Annotated in this window: 19 protein-coding genes; 7 read left to right on the top strand and 12 right to left on the bottom strand. The window is 42.2% G+C overall.

The genetic code is table 11. The annotated features are described in order from the left end of the window. The first annotated feature begins 1 nt into the window (after position 1). Genes OFY17_RS00420 through OFY17_RS00395 form a run of 6 tightly spaced genes read left to right on the top strand, consistent with a single transcriptional unit; the run spans position 2 to position 5,378 of the window. Positions 2 to 1,129: a cobalt-precorrin-5B (C(1))-methyltransferase gene (locus OFY17_RS00420; RefSeq protein ID WP_263528714.1), complete on the top strand. Its 1,128-nt coding sequence runs from the start codon at positions 2 to 4 to the stop codon at positions 1,127 to 1,129. Then, positions 1,126 to 1,944 carry a precorrin-6A/cobalt-precorrin-6A reductase gene (locus tag OFY17_RS00415; RefSeq protein WP_263528713.1) on the top strand — a complete coding sequence of 273 codons (819 nt, stop codon included), beginning with the start codon at positions 1,126 to 1,128 and terminating at the stop codon, positions 1,942 to 1,944. Before OFY17_RS00420 ends, OFY17_RS00415 begins: the two co-directional genes overlap by 4 nt. Continuing rightward, positions 1,941 to 2,603 carry a precorrin-8X methylmutase gene (locus tag OFY17_RS00410; RefSeq protein ID WP_263528712.1) on the top strand — a complete coding sequence of 221 codons (663 nt, stop codon included), beginning with the start codon at positions 1,941 to 1,943 and terminating at the stop codon, positions 2,601 to 2,603. Before OFY17_RS00415 ends, OFY17_RS00410 begins: the two co-directional genes overlap by 4 nt. Next, on the top strand, positions 2,603 to 3,883 hold the full coding sequence (gene cbiE, locus OFY17_RS00405) for a precorrin-6y C5,15-methyltransferase (decarboxylating) subunit CbiE (RefSeq protein WP_263528711.1): 1,281 nt from the start codon (positions 2,603 to 2,605) through the stop codon (positions 3,881 to 3,883). The genes OFY17_RS00410 and cbiE overlap by 1 nt, the downstream gene beginning before the upstream one ends. Beyond that, positions 3,880 to 4,620 (top strand): precorrin-2 C(20)-methyltransferase, encoded by a 741-nt coding sequence (gene cobI / locus OFY17_RS00400; RefSeq protein ID WP_263528710.1) that lies wholly within the window; start codon positions 3,880 to 3,882, stop codon positions 4,618 to 4,620. The genes cbiE and cobI overlap by 4 nt, the downstream gene beginning before the upstream one ends. Further along, positions 4,617 to 5,378, top strand: coding sequence for a cobalt-precorrin 5A hydrolase (locus OFY17_RS00395; RefSeq protein WP_263528709.1), 762 nt, complete (start codon positions 4,617 to 4,619; stop codon positions 5,376 to 5,378). The genes cobI and OFY17_RS00395 overlap by 4 nt, the downstream gene beginning before the upstream one ends. Positions 5,379 to 5,397: 19 nt before the next feature. Here the strand turns inward: OFY17_RS00395 and OFY17_RS00390 are convergent, their stop codons facing one another. Both OFY17_RS00390 and OFY17_RS00385 read right to left on the bottom strand, forming a co-directional pair. Continuing rightward, positions 5,398 to 6,321 carry a GGDEF domain-containing response regulator gene (locus tag OFY17_RS00390; protein ID WP_263528708.1) on the bottom strand — a complete coding sequence of 308 codons (924 nt, stop codon included), beginning with the start codon at positions 6,319 to 6,321 and terminating at the stop codon, positions 5,398 to 5,400. Then, complete coding sequence (locus tag OFY17_RS00385; RefSeq protein WP_263528707.1) at positions 6,290 to 8,632, bottom strand: ATP-binding protein; 2,343 nt, start codon at positions 8,630 to 8,632, stop codon at positions 6,290 to 6,292. The genes OFY17_RS00390 and OFY17_RS00385 overlap by 32 nt, the downstream gene beginning before the upstream one ends. A gap of 745 nt (positions 8,633 to 9,377) precedes the next feature. On the opposite strand from OFY17_RS00385, the gene OFY17_RS00380 reads away from it, so the two are divergent. Then, positions 9,378 to 9,998, top strand: a complete 621-nt coding sequence (locus OFY17_RS00380) for an FKBP-type peptidyl-prolyl cis-trans isomerase (RefSeq protein ID WP_263528706.1) — start codon at positions 9,378 to 9,380, stop codon at positions 9,996 to 9,998. A gap of 73 nt (positions 9,999 to 10,071) precedes the next feature. On the opposite strand, the gene OFY17_RS00375 is transcribed toward OFY17_RS00380, so the two are convergent. The 10 genes from OFY17_RS00375 to mnmA all read right to left on the bottom strand — a co-directional run bounded on the left by OFY17_RS00375 (position 10,072) and on the right by mnmA (position 21,524). Continuing rightward, positions 10,072 to 10,488 (bottom strand): GNAT family N-acetyltransferase, encoded by a 417-nt coding sequence (locus OFY17_RS00375; protein ID WP_263528705.1) that lies wholly within the window; start codon positions 10,486 to 10,488, stop codon positions 10,072 to 10,074. Positions 10,489 to 10,523: 35 nt separating this feature from the next. After that, entirely contained in the window at positions 10,524 to 11,714 is a 1,191-nt protein-coding gene (locus tag OFY17_RS00370) for a cupin domain-containing protein (RefSeq protein ID WP_263528704.1), read from the bottom strand. Between the two features lie 90 nt (positions 11,715 to 11,804). Next, positions 11,805 to 13,178 (bottom strand): adenylosuccinate lyase, encoded by a 1,374-nt coding sequence (gene purB / locus OFY17_RS00365; RefSeq protein WP_263528703.1) that lies wholly within the window; start codon positions 13,176 to 13,178, stop codon positions 11,805 to 11,807. A 152-nt stretch (positions 13,179 to 13,330) separates the two neighbouring features. Further along, a complete protein-coding gene (locus tag OFY17_RS00360) occupies positions 13,331 to 15,550 on the bottom strand; it encodes an NADP-dependent isocitrate dehydrogenase (protein ID WP_263528702.1) in 2,220 nt (739 codons plus the stop codon). Between the two features lie 293 nt (positions 15,551 to 15,843). Further along, positions 15,844 to 17,019, bottom strand: a complete 1,176-nt coding sequence (locus OFY17_RS00355) for a quaternary amine ABC transporter ATP-binding protein (protein ID WP_263528701.1) — start codon at positions 17,017 to 17,019, stop codon at positions 15,844 to 15,846. After that, the gene (locus tag OFY17_RS00350) at positions 17,012 to 17,911 is read right to left on the bottom strand and encodes an ABC transporter permease (RefSeq protein ID WP_263528700.1); all 900 of its coding nucleotides are present in this window, start codon (positions 17,909 to 17,911) and stop codon (positions 17,012 to 17,014) included. The genes OFY17_RS00355 and OFY17_RS00350 overlap by 8 nt, the downstream gene beginning before the upstream one ends. 83 nt (positions 17,912 to 17,994) lie before the next feature. Then, a complete protein-coding gene (locus OFY17_RS00345; RefSeq protein ID WP_263528699.1) occupies positions 17,995 to 18,996 on the bottom strand; it encodes an ABC transporter substrate-binding protein in 1,002 nt (333 codons plus the stop codon). Positions 18,997 to 19,091: 95 nt separating this feature from the next. Next, positions 19,092 to 19,571 carry a MarR family winged helix-turn-helix transcriptional regulator gene (locus tag OFY17_RS00340; protein ID WP_263528698.1) on the bottom strand — a complete coding sequence of 160 codons (480 nt, stop codon included), beginning with the start codon at positions 19,569 to 19,571 and terminating at the stop codon, positions 19,092 to 19,094. 194 nt (positions 19,572 to 19,765) lie between these two features. Further along, positions 19,766 to 20,386 carry a high frequency lysogenization protein HflD gene (hflD, locus tag OFY17_RS00335; RefSeq protein ID WP_263528697.1) on the bottom strand — a complete coding sequence of 207 codons (621 nt, stop codon included), beginning with the start codon at positions 20,384 to 20,386 and terminating at the stop codon, positions 19,766 to 19,768. A 19-nt stretch (positions 20,387 to 20,405) separates the two neighbouring features. Beyond that, on the bottom strand, positions 20,406 to 21,524 hold the full coding sequence (gene mnmA / locus OFY17_RS00330; RefSeq protein ID WP_263529506.1) for a tRNA 2-thiouridine(34) synthase MnmA: 1,119 nt from the start codon (positions 21,522 to 21,524) through the stop codon (positions 20,406 to 20,408). Positions 21,525 to 21,596 lie beyond the last annotated feature (72 nt).

The following is a 21,596-nucleotide window of genomic DNA, read 5'->3' as shown; positions in this document are numbered from 1 at the left end:
TATGTGGCCAGAAAGTGCTGAATCAAACGCTCCCTTGCGTACAGGGCTAACCACAGGCACATGTGCAACAGCCTGTTGTGTTGCGGCGGTGCAGGCACTTTTTACACAGATAAAAAATTCATCCGTGATTGTCACCTTGCCAAAAGGCAAAGAAGTCAGCTTACCTATTGTCGATTATGTAGATATTGAAGACGGCATAAAAACCTCGACCGTGAAAGACGCAGGCGATGACCCAGACGCTACCCATGGTGCAACCGTGTTTGTTGAATTGCGCTTAAGTCCTGAAGTGGGGGTGCGTTTTCATGCGGCGAAAGGGGTAGGCACTGTGACTCGAACAGGATTGTTGCTAGAGGTGGGAGAGCCTGCCATTAACCCTGTTCCTCGTAGAATGATGACAACTCATTTACTAAATTTTACTGAAACCTATTTATATGAAGGAGGTTTTGATGTTTCCGTCGGCGTGGAGAACGGTGAGAACATTGCCCAAAAAACCATGAATCCCCGTTTGGGAATCTTAGGTGGCCTTTCTATTTTAGGCACGACTGGCATTGTGAGGCCGTTTTCATGTGCCGCTTACATCGCTTCGATTCATCAGGGGATTGATGTCGCCCGTTCAAACGGGGTGACTCACCTTGCGGCTACGACAGGGAATAGCAGTGAAGCTGCTATACAAGAGCATTATTCCCTAGAGGATATGGCGCTGATTGAAATGGGAGACTTTGTCGGTGCCGTGCTCAAACACATTAGAAAAGTAGAATCAGGGGATAATACGCAAATACAGAAACTGAGTATTTGTGGTGGCTTTGGCAAGATCAGCAAGTTGGCTCAACGCCACATGGATCTCAATAGTCGATCTTCGAGCATTGACCTAAATGCACTAGCAGAACTTGCAGCCAGCCTAGGGGCGAGTGACGACATTCAAGCAAAAATGCAAGGCGCTAATACCAGTGTGGAAGCTTTGTCGCTAGCTCAGGATTTATCTAAGCCTTTGGCGAATCTGGTATGCTTGAAAGCGTTGGAGTTCGCTAGAGAGTACATTCCAGCGGCTATTGAATTAGAAGTATGGGCAATAAATAGACACGGTGATTTTGTCGGTAAAGCATCAGATAACAAAGGGGATATGCTATGAAAATTCTCTTGTTAGGTGGAACCGCCGATGCTAGATATCTTGCTGATGCTTTGCACTCTGCTGGCCTTGCTGTGATCTATAGTCTCGCAGGACTGGTTCGAGTTCCCAAGGTAGATTGTGAACTTGTGGTTGGCGGCTTTACTCAATTTGGTGGCTTAACCAATTATATGAAGCAAAATAATATTGGTGCCATTTTAGATGTGACTCATCCCTATGCATTAAACATGAGTACTAATGCAGTTGAAGCAGCTCAACAAATAGGTATCCCCTGTTGGCGTTTCCAGCGGCCAGCATGGCACAGGCACGAAAATGACCTTTGGACTGAGTATGTGTCCGATGAAGAGTTATTAATAAAATTACAGGGTCATACTTGTCCGTTATTAAGCGCGGGGCAAATGAGTGAGAGTTTTTTACAGCAAGTACTTGCCATTCCCAGTGTCAAAAAAGTGATATGGCGTACGGCCGTAAAACCCAAGTTTGATCTGGGCTCATTGTCATCGGCCAAACCATTGGTATGGCTAAAGGCGATAGGGCCTTTTTCCTACCAAGATGAATATCAATTGCTGGAAGATTATCAAATAGATGTGCTGGTGAGTAAAAATAGCGGTGGCGCATCTACCTATTCCAAATTAGAAGCGGCAAGGGATCTCTCTTTGCCTGTATTCTTGCATCAACGACCAACATTACCTGAAGTAGAAAAAGAGTTTGGTGATATTGAAGACTGTTTAAAAACTTGCTTACGAGAGTGGAGTAAGCGTTTTAGCCGTCATCTATCACCATCAACACATCCATTATCAAAAGACAGCCAACAGTGACTCATAACATCCTAGAAAAAAATTATCAGTATGAAAGTAACCCTCAACAAATAGAACAGGACAGCTTTCGTCAAATTCGTGAGTTAACGGACTTGTCTGCTTTTACACTCGATCAGCAACAGGTTGCCATGCGTATTGTGCACAGCCTTGGCTTTCCAGATGTGGCGGAGCAAGTGAAGTTCAGCAAAAATGCCACACAAGTGGGTAGAAATGCTTTGGCGAATAATGCAGCTATTTTATGTGATGTGGAAATGGTGAAACAGGGTGTGACGAAGCGCATGATTGATCGTGAGCCTCTGTGTTTTTTGAACTCCCCTAAAACGGCAGAGCTGGCGAAGCAAAGAGGCGAAACTCGCTCCATGGCGGCGTTATCTCTTTGGCAGGAGCACCTAGAAGGTAGTGTTGTACTGATTGGTAATGCACCTACCGCTTTATTTCGATTATTAGAAATGATTAAAGAAGGAGCGCCAAAACCAGCATTAATCATTGGTATGCCAGTCGGCTTTGTTGGTGCACAAGAATCAAAAAAAGCGCTTTGGGATGCCCATCAAACGTTAGGTATAGAATGTATTACCTTATTAGGTCGCATGGGCGGCAGCGCGGTGACATCGGCAAGCTGTAATGCCTTGTTGCGTTGTAACTTAGGTGAGTATTACTAATGAAAATTCATGTAATAGGGCTGGGTGTACACCAATTTTCTCATTTAGATTCAGCCGCTCAAAATGTACTTTCTAAGTTGTCCCAAGAAGATATAGTGCTCGGCTCACCTCGTCAGCATGACATGCTTGTAAATTACCCCCATGCGGCCAAAAGAATTGATCTACCGAAACTGAGTCAGCTAAAAAACAATGTGCAGGATTGGCAGATTGACGGGGTGAAAAGCCTTGTCGTATTGGCTTCAGGCGACCCTTTATTTTACGGTATTGGCGCTTGGCTAGGTCGTAATTTCCCTCCAGAAAAGCTGACTTTTTATCCGAATGTATCGAGCATACAAATGGCCTGTCACCGGCTCGGCTTGTCCCTACAGGATGTTGAAACTGTTAGCTTACATGGCCGACCTTTGGGTTCATTGCGCCGCCATTTACAAGCGCATAAAACCTTGGCCCTATTAACGGATCAATACAGTCAGCCTAAACATATTGCTCAAGAGTGTGTGCTAGCTGGGCTAGATGATAGTAAGATTTTTGTTTGTGAAGCTTTAGGCTACGAAACAGAAAAAGTTCGCTGTTTTGTCGCAAAAGATTTGCAAAATACCGATGAAGTTTTTTATCCACTTAATGTAATTGTTGTTAAAACGAGCCCACAAAAAAGCTTTTACCCGTCATCCCCCGGCTTTCCGGATCCCCTTTTTGTGACAGATAAAGGGGAAGGCAAGGGGATGATCACTAAGCGAGAAATGCGCTTGGCTATCTTGTCGTTAATGAATATCGAAAATGGTGATCTTATTTGGGATATAGGGGCTGGCTGTGGTGGTGTTAGTAGTGAGCTATCTTACTGGCACCCCAAAAGTCAGGTTGTCGCAATTGAACATCACCCTGAGCGTCTAGCTTGCTTAAAAGCTAACCAAGAGCGCTTTGGGCTAGTGCAAAACCTTTCAATCATTGCCGGTCGGGCTCCAGATGTATTCCAGAGTTTATCTGTTGAGCAGAGTGTCCCCAATAAGGTGTTTATTGGGGGAAGTGACGGAGAGCTGGCGAGTTTATTAGCTTATGTTTGGTCTTTATTGCCTGCTGGTGGCTGTTTAGTGGTGAATGCTGTTACGGAAGAAACCAAATATACCATTTTAGATTTTGCCAATTTACGAGAAGAAGCTGGCGATAGTGATGAGTACAGCTTGCAATTGACAGTGAACAAAGCAGAAAAGCTCGCTGGCCAGCGTGTGTATCGACCTAGCCTTCCTGTCACTCTTTTCCAATTCCGAAAAAAAGGTACTGTATGAGCCGCGAGAATACGCAACAAAAAATAGGCAGCTTTATCGGAGTGGGTGTTGGCCCTGGTGACCCTGAGCTGATAACGCTTAAGGCTTTGAGATTGATTCAAAATGCGGTGGTTGTGAGCTATTTAACAAATGATAACGGCAGCTCTCAAGCCAAAGAAATCGCCAGAGAGGCTTTTTCTAATGTGGTCGAATCTCAAATTGAAATCCCTATTGTGATGCCTATGTCCACTGATCGTCGTTTAGCTAATACCGCCTATGATGCTGGTTCAAGGGCCATTGAGAATCAGCTATTAGAAGGCAATGATGTGGTCTTCTTATGTGAAGGCGACCCCTTGTTTTTTGGTTCTTTCGCTTACTTACTGGAGCGCTTAAAGGGGCGTTTTAGCTGCCAAGTGGTGCCGGGAATTTCATCTGTTCATGCAGCTTCTTCCGCTCTGATTCATCCCTTAACAGTATTAAAAGAATCCTTTGCTGTGGTCAGTGGGCGACATACAGATGAACAATTGGATATGGCGCTAGATAACCATGATAGCGTAGTGATTATGAAAGCAGGTCAGGCCAGACCGAGAATTTTGTCAGCCTTAAAGAAAGCAGGGCGAATGCAAGATGCTAAATATTTGGAATATATTGGCCGTGATAATGAGAAGTTGGTAGAGGATGTCTCGACACTAGAAAATACGAAAGGGCCTTACTTCTCACTCTTTGTGGTTACGAAACAAAGAGTGAGCACCCAATGATACGGATTATTGCGCTTACGCCAATGGGTCGAGATTTGGGAGAGAAGCTGCAAGTGAAATGGCCCGACGCCGCTTTGGAGTATAAGCCAAAGCCCTTTGCAGATACTGTTCGAAAATCATTCCAGCAGGGTGATTCGCTAATCTTTATTTGTGCGACAGGCATTGTAATGCGAACACTCGCACCCGTATTACAGGATAAGTACCAAGACCCGCCAGTATTGGTTTTAGATGAGGAGGGAACGTTTGTTATCCCTTTACTATCTGGCCATGAAGGGGGAGCCAATGACTGGGGGGCGCAGGTTGCAAATTATCTGAACGCGCAACTGGTCATGACGACGGCAAAGCCTTATTTAAACCCTGTGTTTACCTTAGGTATGGGGTGTGAACGAAACTGCCCTTTGGAGTATCTTGAAGAGCTTATGTTGTCAGCTTTGGCTGAGAAGGGCTTAACCCCCAGCGACATCCATTCTCTGAATAGTATTGATATAAAGGCCGATGAAACTAATTTAATTAACTTGGCAAATAAGTATGGTTGGCCGTTCTTGACCTATAGCGCTGAACAGCTGCGAACTATAGAAGCTTTACTCAGTACCAAGTCAGAATACATATTTAAAACAGTGGGTGTTTATGGTGTGGCGGAGTCTGCAGCTCTATATGGGGCACAGAGTGAGACTCTCTCGCAGTCGGAACTTCATTTGAATAAAATAAAAAATACCAAAGCCACAGTCGCCATTGCCCGATCTTTTCCTGAGCTCTAGTTCATTAGTTGGTCTGTTCTTAGACCGCAGTATTCATTGTGCTTTTTTCAACCCAGAGAACTTTATTTTTACCGCTATTCTTTGCATCTCTTAAACGTTCATCTACTTCATTGAAAACAATATCTGGCTGACAGTTAGGGGTTGGGAATACGGTTGCTCCACCAATACTGACAGTAATATCTCCATTAAAATTGTCATGTTGGTAGCTTAGATGCAAACCCTCAATGCTTTGCTGACACCACTTTGCAATCTCTTGGGCTTCTTCTGTTGATATGTCTGGTAATAAAGCGACAAACTCTTCTCCACCATAACGTGCGACAAGCCCTAGACTGTCAATCTTGTCTGATAATACATCAGCCACTTTCTTTAGTACGCTATCACCGGTGGCATGACCATAACAGTCGTTATAATGCTTGAAGTTATCAATATCAATGATCAATAAAGAAAGGCATCCATGTTTATGAACTGCTGATTGCCATACATCTACCATGGTATCTTGGTATTTTCGTCTATTGGCAATGGAGGTTAAAGGGTCTATATGAGCGAGTTCCTCTAACATCTTTCTTTGTTTTACCAATTGTAAATGCAAACGCACACGAGCTTTTACTATGCTGGCATTCAAAGGTTTCTGAATATAGTCACAAGCGCCCATTAATAATGCTTTTTCTTCATTTCTTGAATCATCAAGAGCGGTAATGAAGATGACAGGAATAGAGCTGGTTTTCGAATTTCTACTCAGTTGATTCATTGTCTCGAAGCCATCCATATCAGGCATGAGAACATCTAATAAAATAAGGTCAGTCTGATAATCAATGGCTTTTCTAATTCCTTGAGTGCCACTTGTTGCTACCATGACATTAATCTCATCTCTTAGAATATCGCCTAATATTTTTAGGTTGATTTTGTCATCGTCAATGACGAGTACTCGTTGCTCTATTGCCATTAGTTTTACCTTGAAGTTCTGTTATGAGGTGAGAAGAAAGCTCTTCTGCGACTTCAAATTCTACATTTTTAACATTATAAATTAGGTGTTCAACATCTAAAGCGTATTCTGTTCCCTTCGCCATTTTTCGTAATAGGGAAAAGTAGTTTTCCACAAAAAAATCTGAGTTTTTCAATAATGGGGTAATGGACTCTAGTTTTTTGGCCAGTAAGTGGCTGCAAAATTCGTTATCTTTTTCAGGTAGCGTTTGAATTAATGATTGTTCTATTTTATTTACTAGGCTTCTTATTTCCCCTTCGATAACAGCAAGTTCGTTAGCGCTCTCGTCATTACTTTGGATGAAAGTTGTACAGAGTGCAGCAAGCCTAAAATCACCCACGTGCATTGAGTTTGCTTCTAATAGACGAATCATACTTACAATGTCACTATTTTCATTAACAGAGAAGCATTGGTATTTAATGTAAAAGGCGGAGACAAGTTCAATATATAAGTCTTGTTTACCATTAAGGTTACTAATTGCTTTCTCGATATCTAATGTGTCGATAGTTTTTAGCTTTGACAATATTTTTTCATAGGATGCTTCATCATGCCCTTTATTGTCAGTATCTGGGTTCGAGCCTCGGTTTAGTTTCTTGGTGTTTAGGTGCTGTTGTAATGTTTTATATAACTCTGATTTGTTGATCGGTTTATCTAAATGATCATTCATTCCTGCGTTTAATGATTGCTCTCTGGCTTCTTTCGAAACGTGAGCCGTCATGGCAATAATAGGTAAATCTTTATAGCTAGGAGATTGTCGGATAATACGTGTCGCTGTCAGTCCGTCCATAACAGGCATTTGAATATCCATTAAGACAAGGTCATATTCTTCGCTATAGATTTTTTTAATAGCTTCTTCGCCATTTTCAGCGACGCTTAATTGAAGCTTAGTTTCTTCCAAATAGCCTTGGATAACTTTTTTATTGATAATATTGTCTTCGACTATAAGCACCTTAAAATCAAAAAGGTTGGGGGCTTTGGTGATACTTTCTGTTGTCTCGTTTGTTTTTAGCGGTGTGTCGTCTATTGGCTCCACGGGAATAATAAAGCTAAAGGTAGACCCTTGTCCCAACTCACTGTTTACCCAAATTTTTCCGCCCATTAGTTCGCAAAGCTGATGAGAAATGGTTAGTCCTAACCCTGTGCCACCATACTTTCTTGTCACGCTATCATCGGCTTGTTGAAAAGGCTTGAACAAGTTTTCGCTAAACTCCTTGGGCAAACCAATGCCTGTGTCAGTAACGTCGCAGCGCAAGGCATATTGTTGGCTATGATTTTTTTCTGGATAAAGACGGATACTGATACCACCATGGTGGGTGAACTTTACAGCATTTGTGACAAGGTTGAGTAAAATTTGCTGTGTCCGTAATGGGTCACCAAGTATAAGCTCTGGCAGAGTCGGGGAAATGTCCACTGTTACCATTAACATTTTTTCTTCGATATGAAGTGAATTCATGGCAATGGCATGATCAACAGTATTCTTTAGGGAAAAAGGTACTTGTTCAACTCTCATCTCTCCAGCTTCGATTTTTGAGAAATCTAAAACGTTATTGATCAGTGAAAGTAAAACCTCTCCGGATGCTAAGATTTTATTAATATAGTCTTGTTGTTCGTCATTTAGTGGAGTTTTAAGGGCTAAATGACTTAAGCCAAGAATCCCATTAATAGGTGTTCGTATTTCGTGGCTCATTCTGGCGACAAAGGAAGACTTTGCCTTTAATGACTCCTCTACTAGGTGCTTGGCTGTTTCTAGTTCTTTGGTTCTTTCTTTTACATTGCGATCTAGATCAGTGTTAATTGACTGTAATGCTTCGCTGTATTCTCGTAGCTTTTCGTTTGCTTCAATAGCAATACTTTCAGCGTCTTTGATTTTCGTAATATCACGACTCACTCCACAAACATATATGGCTTCGTTTTCAGCATTAAAAATGGGGACAAGTAGGGTGTCGACGCAAATTTCTTTATCGAGCTTGGTTGCATTTTGAATAATAGATATAGGCTTGCGAGCGTTGATTGCTTTTCGGTAGGTGTCATAGAGGCCTTCAACAATAGTATCTCCCCACGTTTCTCGGATGTTCATGCGGTGTATTTGAGTATCTAATGGCAAGCCCATTACTTGTTTTGAGGCAGGATTATTATCAAATAAAGAAAACTCTCCGTTCTCTTCTACAGCCATGATAAACATGAAGTCAGCAGAGTAATGCCATAGTTCAAAGAAGCAATCTATTACTACTTGATCGTGTTCTTGTTGATTAAATTCAGCAATCAAATCCATAGTGCGTAAAAGCCTTAATCTTCAATAGTAATATCTTATTTGCTTCTTGTATGAGGCTTTTTAATTGAGCTGATTGCAAGGAAGCTGCTCAGTGTTTTGATAAGAGTGCTAAGACTAGTGTTTGCCTGCCAAGCGGGTTTACGGTTATTTTTTAGGTGTGAGGATTTTATAAAAACTGATAAATCACGAGTGAGTGTGTCCATATCCTTATACCTCAAAAATATCCTATAGCTTAGTAAATTCAGTATATTTGTTTTCTTAAATGTAGATTTAAATGTCGAAATGTTTTTAAAAAAACAGCAGCGATCAAAAAAAGTACAATAAATAACAAACAATAACAAACATTATTTCTGCACATTCAGACAGGAAAGTATTTTTGATCAGTTAAATTATGCGGGTATGTATTAAATAAATTTATAGGTAGGAGGGGTTATATGTGATTCGACCACAAAAAACAGCTGCAAACTGAAAATAATAGCACGCCGATGAAAATAGCCTCCCAAACTGCAGAGTGAGTTTTCTTATGTTTATTTTCAAAACTATCAGGCACAAAGTTCTTCGCTTTCATTTTTATGTTCTCGTCTATGAGTGACAATGATTTAAATAGTAATGAATGTCATTTGTATTGTCTATGTTTTTGTTACTCTTCTTACGAAGCGGTTTTTGAATGCTCAAACATTTTAAAAGGGCTTGGCTATGCTACAATTCGCGTTCAATTTTTTATGTGAATTAAGAGAGAGTAAACATGTCAGAACTTGTGTTCGACTCAAATGAAGCGAAAATCGCTTACGGTATTGGTCGTCAGATCGGTGACCAGCTACGTGGAAGTGATTTAGGTGAACTATCTTTGACGCATCTTTTTGCGGCTATTGAAGATGCTTTAAATCAAGCTGAAATGCGTGTTCCAGGTGCAGAGCTAGAAGCCGCGTTTGCTGAACTTCAAGAAAAAATGGAAGAAAAAGCTCGTGTTGGCTCTGAAGAGACAGTACAAGCTGGTGAAGCATTTCTTGCGGAAAACAAAGCGAAAGACGGCGTACAAGTTACAGAGAGTGGTTTGCAGTTTGAGGTACTTGAAGAAGGTACTGGTGCAACACCAAGCCGTGAATCAACAGTACGAGTACATTACGAAGGTCGTTTAACAGATGGCCAAGTTTTCGATAGCTCTATTGCCCGCGGTGAGCCAATTGAATTCCCTCTAACAGGTGTTATTCCTGGTTGGACAGAAGGTCTACAGTTGATGAAAGAAGGTGCGAAATACCGTCTTACTATTCCTGCTGAATTGGCTTACGGTGCTCAAGGCGCTGGCGCAATGATTCAACCTTTCTCTGTATTGCAGTTTGATGTTGAATTGATTGCGGTTGTGTAATTCGCCGTAATAATAAAAAAGAGCCTGTAGCGTTGCTATAGGCTCTTTTTTTATTTTCAAAATAAGGGGGTTATTAAATATCCCTTTCCATGCGTACGTGCATTTTTCCTGCCTCTAAGAAAATTTTTCCATCGGTTTTAAAGTTCTGTCTTTCATAAAACATCTGCACATCTGTTTGAGCATTTAGAAAAACTTTACGTAACCCCATTTCCCTTGCCACTTGAATGGCTTTATTCAATAACATGATGCCATAACCTTGATGACGGTAGCTTGGTAACACTGCCAAACGGCCCAGCTGTCCTTCTTCTGTTAATCGGCAGCAGCCTGTTGGCACTGCTGTTGTACCAAATGAAACAAAGTGCACGGCTTGTGTGTCTTCTTGGTCCCATTCATCTTGGGCGTCAACGCCTTGTTCATTGATAAATACTTGGGTGCGAACAAAAACCAATTGTTCTCTACTACTGTTCCAATCGGAGGTGAGTGCTCTCACTGTATCTACTCCTAAAATGATGACCTATGACGATTCTATTCTGGTGCTGTTAGCTCAATAAGCCCTTGCTGGCGAATGAGAAACTGTATCAATGGTACGATATCTTTATGTTGAGAAAAATCTAGAGCGGAAAAATCAAACTCTACTTGATCGCAAATGGCTTGCACTAGAGAAGTGAGACTTTCATCTACATCTAAACTATCGCTATTACAGAATACTCTGCAAGTCGAAGGCTCTTTTTGTTGATAGTAACAAATGCGTGCATCCCCTGGACGAATAAAAGTTTGACCATTTAACGCGCTTTGGTAAGTAGCTTCTTGTTCTTCACTTGAAAGAGGGGAAAGGTACTCAGGATACTTTGTCTCACTCATAGTGTTACCCAACCAGTCAGCTAAGGTATCCGGCTGATTGATTAAGCGCTCTAATTGAGCTTTTAAGTATTGGATATCGTCCGCATGTATTTCAGCGCTATGTTGGCGTTTACCTGTTTCTGGCGCAGAGAAGCGATCTTTCACATTGGGAGTGTCGCAGAGTATGTCTCGTACGCCAGTCAAAGCATCTTGTAAACTAGGTGCCCTAAAACCAATGGAGTAGGTCATACAGTCATCGTCTAACGCCCTGCCATTGTGAGCAAAGTTGGGTGGAAGATACAAAATATCTCCTGCTTCTAGCTCCCAATCCATATCTTGATTGACGGTGAAGTTATCGAGAATATGCAGAGCAACGTCAGGAATTGAGCTGTCTTGGTATTCATCTGGTGCCAGTACTTGCCAGCGACGTTTTCCTGCCGCTTGAACAAGAAAGACATCATATTGATCGTAATGAGGGCCAACACTGCCACCTTCTGTTGCATAGCTGACCATCACATCGTCTAGTCTCCAGCTAGGTAAAAACTGGAACTGTTCTTTGAGCTCTTGCACTTCGGGAACCCAGTGATCGACAGCCTGAACTAATAATGTCCACTCTTTTTCAGGCAGTGTTGAAAAAGTGTCTTCATTAAATGGCCCCGTGAGCATTTGCCATGGTGTTTGTCCTTTCTCAATCACAATCCGAGACTCAACTTCCTCTTCTATGGCCATACCAGCTAATTCATCAGCTTCTAATGGTAGTGTGAAGTTAGGAAGCCCTGAACGAATAAGTAGAGGCTTCTTCTGCCAATACTCATCTAGAAAGGTTTGTGCCGTCATTCCACCTAGAATGTCTAAAGGCGTGTTTAGGTCCATCATATAGATACTGAGCTCTTTGGGTTGATGAAAGAATTAAAACATAAAAAAAGAGCCGATAAATCGACTCTTTTTCATTAGCATGTTGTCAGCTTAGCTACGGATAGCTTTTGCTTGAGCGACAGCGTTACCAATATAAGTAGCAGGTGTTAGTGCTTTTAATTCCGCTTTTGCTGATTCTGGCATATCCAGTGTTTCGACAAAGGCTTCGATCGTTGCTTGATCAATAGCACGACCACGAGTCAGCTCTTTAAGTTTCTCATAAGGAGACTCGATGCCGTAGCGACGCATGACGGTTTGAATCGGCTCTGCTAGTACTTCCCATGCCGCATCCAAATCAGCAAGCAAGCGAGGTGCATTGATTTCCAACTTGCTAATGCCTTTAAGGGTGGCTTGATAAGCGATTAGGCTGTGTGCAAGACCAACACCTAGGTTACGCAAAACAGTTGAGTCAGTAAGGTCACGTTGCCAGCGAGAGATCGGCAGTTTAGCGCTTAGGTGACCCATAATAGCGTTGGCAATACCCAAGTTACCTTCAGAATTTTCAAAGTCGATTGGGTTAACTTTGTGAGGCATAGTGGATGAGCCAATTTCACCAGCAATGGTTTTTTGCTTGAAGAAGCCCATAGAAATGTAGCCCCAAACATCGCGGTCAAAGTCGATCAATATCGTATTGAAGCGAGCAATGGCATCATACAATTCAGCAATGTAATCATGTGGCTCAATTTGAGTTGTGTATGGGTTCCACGTTAAGCCTAGAGAAGTAACAAAAGCTTCTGCATGTGCTTGCCAATCCACATATGGGTAAGCGGAAAGGTGAGCGTTGTAGTTACCAACCGCACCGTTAATTTTGCCTAGAAATTCCACTTTTTCGATTTGTTTTAGTTGACGGCTTAAACGCGCAGCAACATTGGCCATCTCTTTACCAATAGTTGAAGGTGAAGCAGTCTGTCCGTGAGTACGAGATAGCATAGGCTGTTCAGCGTGCTCAATAGCAAGATCTTCAATCGCCTTAACAACGTTTTTAAGCTCTGGAGTAATGCCTTCTTCCAGTGCTTCACGAAGCATTAGGGCATGGGATAGATTGTTGATATCCTCAGAAGTACAAGCAAAGTGAACAAACTCAGAGATAGCCGCTAATTCTGCGTTGTCTGCCATTTTGTTTTTAATGAAGTATTCAACCGCTTTCACATCGTGATTGGTGGTTTTCTCAATGTCTTTAATAGCTTGAGCATCAGCTTCGCTGAAGTTGTCTGCTAATTGGTCTAAAAAGGCACTGGCTTGGGCGCTTAGTGCAGGAACTTCGTTGATTTGTGGGTGACTGGCAAGAGCTTGTAGCCAGCGAACTTCCACTATCACACGCATGCGCAATAAGCCGTATTCGCTTACTGAGCGACGTAAAACGTTGGTTTTTGATCCGTAACGACCGTCGATAGGGGAAATTGCATTTAAGCTAGTTAATTCCATTGAGATAACGCCTCGAACATGGTTTTCAGGGAGCGGCTATTATAGGCAAAAGAGAGAAGGTAATACAGGGATTCAGGGTAGCTAGTTGCATAAAAAAAGCCCAGATACTTTAAGATAAAGTATCTGGGCTTGGTATTGAGCTGATGGCTAAATTATAGAGAAGCCAAAGCTTGGTTGAAGGTAGCACTCGGGCGCATTACCTTAGCCACTTCTTCAAGGTTAATGTTGTAGTAGCCAGCAAGGTTAGCTGCTTTACCTTGAACCTCTGCTAACTCAGCAACAATAGTTGTTTCTTGGTCAGTCAAAGTTTTCGCTAAAGGTGCAAACTTAGCAGCAAGTTCAGCATCACTTGTTTGTGCTGCTAATTCTTGAGCCCAGTACATAGCTAAGTAGAAATGGCTACCACGGTTATCGATACCGCCAACTTTACGAGAAGGTGACTTGTTAGTATCTAGCAGTTTACCTGTCGCTTTATCTAGGCACTCAGCAAGTACTTTTGCTTTCTCGTTGCTGTTTTTGATACCAAGTTCTTCGAAAGAAACGGCCACAGCCAAGAATTCACCAAGAGAATCCCAACGTAGGTAGTTTTCTTCCATAAGCTGTTGAACGTGCTTAGGAGCAGAACCACCAGCGCCAGTTTCGTACATGCCACCGCCGTTAAGCATAGGTACGATAGATAGCATTTTCGCAGAAGTACCCAGTTCTAAGATTGGGAATAAGTCTGTTAGGTAGTCACGTAGGATGTTACCTGTTACAGAAATAGTGTCTTCGCCACGGATGATGCGCTCCATAGAGAAACGGATCGCTTCGTTGTAAGGCATGATGCGAATATCAAGGCCTGTTGTATCGTGTTCTTGTAGGTAAAGCTCAACCTTCTTGCGAAGTTCGTTATCGTGAGAACGTTCTTCTTCTAACCAGAAGACTGCAGGAGTGTTTGATTGACGAGCGCGAGTTACGCCCAACTTCACCCAGTCACGGATTGGAGCATCTTTAGTTTGACATGCACGCCAGATATCGCCTTTCTCAACAGCGTGTTCCATAAGAACGTTACCTTGAGCGTCAACAACGCGCATAGTACCAGCTGCTGCTACTTCGTATGTTTTATCGTGAGAGCCGTATTCTTGAGCTTTTTGAGCCATCAAACCAACGTTTGGAACCGTACCCATAGTTGTTGGGTCGAATTCGCCGTTTGTTTTACAGAAGTTAATGGTCTCTTGGTAAATACGAGCGTAAGTGCGGTCAGGGATAACAGCTTTAGCATCATGTGCTTTACCATCGCGGCCCCACATTTTGCCTGAGTTACGAATCATTGCAGGCATAGAAGCATCAACGATAACGTCACTTGGTACGTGTAGGTTAGTAATCCCTTTGTCTGAATCAACCATGGCTAGTTCAGGGCGAGTGCTGTAAACCGCTTGAATCGCTTGCTTGATTTCTTCTTGTTGAGCTTCTGGTAGTGATTTGATTTTATCGTATACGCTACCTAGGCCATTGTTAGGGTTAACGCCGATTTCTTTGAACAACTCGCCGTATTTCTCAAAAACATCTTTAAAGAATACTGTCACAGCGTGACCGAATACGATTGGGTGAGAAACCTTCATCATGGTTGCTTTCAAGTGAAGAGACCACATGATGTTGTCTTCTTTTGCTTCTTGTAGAGAAGCTTCAAAGAATTCGCGAAGTTTAGCGCAGCTGATGTTCATGCTGTCTAGAATTTCACCTTCTAAAAGAGGAAGGGATTTTTTCACTTCAACAGAACCATCTTGTGCAACAAATTCGATGTTAACTGTTTGCGCAGAATCCATAGTTACAGATTGCTCAGTAGAGTAGAAATCGCCACTGCGCATATGATCAACGTGAGATACAGATGTTTTCTTCCACTTACCCATTGAGTGAGGGTTTTTACGGGCGAAGCCTTTTACTGCAGCTGGTGCACGACGGTCAGAGTTACCTTGACGTAAAACAGGGTTTACTGCAGAACCCAATACTTTCGCGTAGCGAGCTTGGATGTCTTTAGCTTCAGCGGTTTCAGCTGACTCTGGGTAATCAGGAAGTGCGTAGCCTTGTGCCTGAAGCTCTTTAATAGCCGCAGTAAGCTGTGGCAATGAAGCACTAATGTTAGGCAGTTTTACAATATTTGCTTCTGGTGTCAGTGTCAGTTCACCTAGGAATTGCAAACCATCTTCAACTTTCTGATCTGCTGGAAGTAGGTCAGAAAATGAAGCAAGGATACGGCTAGCAAGAGAGATATCAGTAAGTTTTAACTCGATGTCTGCTTCTTTTGCGAAAGCGCTAAAAACAGGAAGCAAAGAAGCGGTAGCTAATGCTGGTGCTTCATCGGTTAGTGTGTAGTAAATAGTTTGGTTTGACATGTAATTCCCCTAACATTTTAGGCTTTAGCCTATTGGATCTAAGATGACTTTAGTGGTCATTCCTTGAATGTAAATTAATGGAACAGGATAAAATTTTGAACATTATACTATCTAAAAATATCTCATAGAGATATCGGCTTAGTTATATATTGAGAATTGATATCACTTATTCTGATGTTTTAGTGTTTTTGGAGTAGAGTTAATGTCCCATATAGGTAATAAGCACCAGAGGTGAAGCTAATAAAATGGCCGCAAAAGCGACCATTTTAAGCAGAATGAGTAATGGTTAACGATTAAGGTGCCAATACATCTGCGAGCTTACTTGCCTCTAAACGGCCAATCAATTGTCGATATTTATCAACAACAGGGATATCAAATTGAGTATTTAAGCTCAAAGGGATGACATCTTCTAGAAGTTGATTTGGGGCAATAGACGAGACGTCGAGCAACTTGCCATCCAACGAATCGGAATCTTGTAAACTAGCCAGTGTCTTTTTCGTTAGAATACCTTTGTAGCCTTCATGATCAAATACGAAAGCATAGGATTGGTTTTCTGGGAAGCTTTTTCGTGCTTCGCGTACTGTTGTGCCTAATACCTTATCCGTATTTTCTGTCATGACAGTTGCTACGCTTAACGCTTTGGCTCTATTAACGTCTTTTGCGAAGGCTGTTACATATTCATCGACTGGATTAAGAACGATATCCACCGGTGTGCCCACTTGAACCAGTTTGCCGTCTTTTAGTACAGCAATCCGATCACCTAGGCGTAGTGCCTCATCCAAATCATGGGTAATGAAGATAATGGTTTTATGCAGGGTTTCTTGCAGTTCAATGAGTTGGTCCTGCATTTCACTACGAATTAATGGATCAAGCGCGGAGAAAGCTTCATCCATTAAGAGAATTTCTGCGTCAGTACACAAGGCACGAGCAAGACCGACACGTTGTTGTTGACCGCCAGAAAGCTGAGAAGGAAACTGATCTTCGTAGCCCGCTAGCCCTACAGTGTCTAACCATGAAGTTGCTTTTGGCTTCCATTCGTTTTTCTTTAAGCCTTTTATAGAAAGACCATAGCCTACGTTATCGAGAACGCTGCGATGAGGCATTAGACCAAAATGCTGAAACACCATCGCCATTTTGTGGCGTCTAAATTCCGTGAGCTCTTTTTGCGGTAACTCCATGATGTCTTCGCCATCAACAAGAATTTTACCTGCGGTGGGGTCAATCAAACGGTTGAAGTGGCGAATAAGAGTAGACTTACCTGAGCCTGATAGCCCCATAATGACAAAGATCTCACCACGCTTTACATCAAGGTTAATGTCTTGCAAACCAACGGTATGGCCAGTTTGTGCGAGTACATCGTCTTTAGAAGCACCGTCTTTTACTTTTTGCAGAACTTTTTTCGGTGTTTTACCAAAAATCTGATAAAGGCCTTCAATCTTAATTAGGATATCTTGTTCTGTATTACCCATGATTAGAGCCCTCTAAATGTTTTTGAGCACGCTTAGCATAGGTTTGTGATACTCGGTCAAAAATAATGGCCAGAGCTACGATGGCTAAACCATTGAGCAGACCTAAAGTGAAATATTGATTGGTGATGGACTTCAGTACGGGTTGCCCTAAACCTTTTACGCCAATCATAGATGCTACAACAACCATGGCAAGTGCCATCATGATAGTCTGGTTAATACCCGCCATAATAGTTGGCATAGCTAAAGGGAGCTGTACGCCAAATAATCTTTGGCTACGGGTTGCGCCATAGGCAGTAGCGGCTTCAAGGGTTTCTGTATCAACCAAGCGAATACCAAGGTTTGTTAATCGAATAACAGGTGGTATCGCATAAATTATTACGGCTATGACGCCAGGGATCTTACCGATACCTAAAAGCATAACTACTGGAATGAGATAAACGAAGGCAGGCATCGTCTGCATGATATCGAGAAGAGGTGTAATAATAGATCGTGCTCTATCTGATTGCGCCATTAGTATACCAATGGGAATGCCTATTGCAATCGACATCAAGGTACACACAGTGATAATACTGAGGGTGCGCATGGTGTCTTCCCACATGCCAAAGTAGCCAATGGCTAGCAAGGATACCAATACTCCGGCTGACAGCTTTAATGAACGAGAAGCGTAATAAACTAACCCTAGAACTGCCCCGAGCACTATCCACCAAGGGGTGCTGATGAGTAAATCCTCAAACCATATTAAGAAGCTTAATAGTGGATCGAAGAGAGATTCGATGGTATCGCCATATTCACGAGAAAAGTCGCGATATGCCCCATCAAGAGTTTGTCTAAAGGATAGGAGTTCCCTTCGACTCATATCAGGGAATTCAGTAAGCCACGAGGAGTTTGCCATAAGTAACGCCATTAAAACTAAGAAAGAAGTAATGCCACCTTCTGGTCAGAAGGTGGCATTAGAGGTATAGAGCTTTGGGGGTATTATAGAGAATCTAAAGCTTTGATAAGTTTTGCTTTAGTCTCAGCATCAACCCACTTAGACCAAACTGCTTCATTGTTAAACATGAAGTATTCAGCACCGTATTGACCGTCTGCTTGGTTTTCTTCCATCCATGCTAGCAACGAGCTCATATTGTCGTTTTTGAATGAACGCTGCTTAAGGTACGAGAAAGCACCAGGGGCACGGTTCTCAAATTCACTTGTTGTTACAGTGAATACAGGAGAAGGTGGGTACATAGTGACTTTAGGGTCTAGGCAATTTTCTTGAGTAGTACAGGTAGTGAATTCTTCAACATCTGTTTTACCGAAGTCTACTTTCACCATTTTGTATTTACCAAGTAATGCTGTTGGTGCCCAGTAGTAACCGAACCATGGTTCTTGACGCTCATAAGCTCGGCTTAATGAACCGTCTAAACCAGCAGCGGAACCTGGATCAACAAACTCAAAACCTGCATCAGCTAGGTTCATTGCTTTGAAAAGGTTTTGGTTTGAAATTTGACAGCTCCAACCAGCAGGGCAGCCAAAGAAGCCAGATTTAGAATCACTTTCAGGGTGAGGGAACTTATCAGCGTGCTTGATAACACCTTCAATTGTTGCTACTTCTGGGTACTTTTTAACCATGTACTCAGGTACCCAAAAGCCTTCTTCACCGCCATCAGATAGAGAAGCAGAAGCGATACTTAATTTTTTCTCAGAAACGGCCTTATCGATTACGTCTTTTGCAGAGTTTGTCCATAACTCAGGAGCAATATCTGGCTCGCCTTTTTCAACCATAGAAGTGATGGCAGCAACAGTATCACCTGGAACTAATTCAACATCACAGCCATAGCCATTTTCCAAGATGAATTTATCTAAGTTGGCAATAAAAGACGCAGACTTCCAGTTCATGTCGGCAATTGTAACGGATCCACATTCAGTGTCTGCAGCAAAAGCTGAAGATGCTGCAACAGTTGTTGCAATAGATAGGAGTAATTTTGAACGCATGATAAAAGCCCTGTTAAGTTTATTTATAATAATGATTAGATCTCAAACTATTTAAAGTTTACATGTCTAATGTTTAGACATCAAATCTATTTCTACTATTCAAGGGTTGTATTGATATCCAGAAAGGGGGCAGCGTCCAATGATTCTGCATCTAACATGATGGCAACTCGTTGTAACGAAGATAGAATTTGAGTCTGTTCCCATTCTTTTAAAGAAGTGAATTCGTTTACAAATTTCTCATGAAGAAGAGGGGGAGCTGACTGGAGTACTGAGTTTCCGAGTTCTGTTAAACGAGCATTTACTACACGTTTGTCTTTTTGTCCCCTCACTCTCTCCACGTATTTACGCTCCTCTAAACGGTTAAGAATAGTGGTTACCGTGGCTTGGCTGAGAGAAACGTTATCTGAGATGCAGCGAACTGTGACATCTCCAAGCTCTGCAATAGATCGTAATACCATGATTTGAGGTATGGTTAACCCACATGTTTTGACGACTCTTTTTGATTGCAGGTCCGTGGCTCGGATGATGCGGCGTAAATGAACAAGTACGTCATGAAGGTGTTGGGGTTCAGTCATAAATAAACAGTGACCTAAAAGTGAATATGTTGAAGATGGTAAGTAAATTAGTTTTACATGCTTAGAGTTCAAAGTATATAGGTTTGAGCTCTAATTATCTGACTTTGAATGAAAGCCAAATAATTAGAGCTCACAGCTTTATCGTGGCATAGATTACATTGAATAGCCTGTAATAAAGTGCTTTCTAGAAGTCGTTATTTTAACGCGTTAATCAGTGCTTTGCGTTTAAATATCAGGTGCCAGCGCTTGCCACCGAGCTGTCGCCAAAGCATAGCGGCTCGTACTCCTGCCATTAAAGCGGCGCGAACTTGATTGGCGGTGTGTGGTTGCTGTAAGAAGCGACTCTCGCCACGGACCTGAATCCGAAATGACAGAGTGCTTAATGTGTCTTGGTACATGCCTGATATTGCAGCGATCATATTTTCATGAAGAACAGAATCGTACATGTCTTTCTTTTGCTCTATTACTGAGATTTTACTGCCAATGCTTTTCAGCATATCAGGAGACTTTGCTAGTTTGCTTTCTAGGTGAATCAAACTTAACGCATATCTTAAAGTTTCTGGGTTAACGCTTGCTCTATCTTTGCTAAGTGCTTTATGTACAGTGTTTTTACCTAGAGATAGGTTGCTTTGGTAGTCCCATTCACCACCGTATATATCAACGGTTTTAGAGGCATTGACCATTAATATACTAGAGACTAACGGCTCAAGATGGCGGTTCTCAATTTGGCCGCTTTTTGCTAGGCCCGCTACTAATTCAGCCGCTTGAAAGATGGCGGCTAATGCGATGGTTTGTTCTGTTTCTTTAGTGCTCACGTGTCACAGGCTCTCAGTATTAAACTTGTTTGTTAAAAGCAGAATTGATAATGCCGCCACCTAGGCAAAGGTCATCTAAATAGAAAACCACAGATTGCCCCGGTGTAATCGCTCTTTGAGGTTCTACAAAAGATACTTCTATGCGGCCATCATCGGACTCAGATAGAATGCACTCTTGGTCTGGTTGACGATAGCGGCACTTTGCTTTGCAGGTGAGAGGTAACTCAGGCTTTTCACGGGCTACCCAATCAAATTGGTCTGCTAGCAAATGAGTTTTAAATAAAGACTCATGTTGCCCTCCCTGTGTCACTACAAGAACGTTGCGCTTAAGATCTTTTTCCACCACATACCACGGGTCATCAGAGTAGTTAGCAAGACCTCCGATACCTAGACCTTGGCGTTGACCAATTGTGTGGTACATCAGTCCATGGTGTCGGGCAATCTTGTCCCCTTCGAGTGTTTCTATGTCGCCGGGTTGTGCTGGTAAGTATTGCTCAAGGAAGTCCTTGAATCGTCGCTCACCAATAAAACAGATACCTGTACTGTCTTTTTTGTTGTGAGTTACTAGACCAAATTCTTCGGCAAGACGTCTCACTTCCGGTTTCTCAAGTTCGCCAACAGGAAAGAGAGTTTTGGCTATTTCGTCTTTACCTACGGCATATAAGAAGTAGCTTTGATCTTTGTTTTGATCTAGTCCTTTAAGCAAAACCGGCTCACCCGCTTTTTCGCCTCGGCGAACATAATGTCCTGTCGCAATAAAATCAGCACCCAAGGCTAATGCGTATTCAAGAAAGGCTTTAAACTTAATTTCTTTATTGCATAGAATATCAGGATTAGGGGTTCTACCCGCCTTGTATTCTTCAAGAAAATGCTCAAACACATTGTCCCAATACTCAGCCGCGAAATTGGCCGTATGTAACTTGATGCCTAATTTGTCAGATACAGCTTGTGCATCAGCAAGGTCGTCTTTCGCAGTGCAGTATTCTGTACCGTCGTCTTCATCCCAATTTTTCATGAAAAGGCCTTCTACTTGATAGCCTTGTTGCATCAAAATAAGGGCGGAAACAGAGGAATCTACGCCACCTGACATACCAACGATGACTTTTTTAGAACTGTTTGAATTAGCGCTTTCTTTCATGGCCTTTGTATTACTCGTAACGGGTTGTTGCTGATCTCTCAATAGTGAGGATACTTAATATATAGCGCTATA

Origin of the sequence: Marinomonas sargassi (assembly GCF_025716875.1) — a bacterium.
Classification (GTDB): Bacteria; Pseudomonadota; Gammaproteobacteria; order Pseudomonadales; family Marinomonadaceae; genus Marinomonas; species Marinomonas sargassi.
This window is presented reverse-complemented; position numbering and strand designations above follow the sequence as displayed.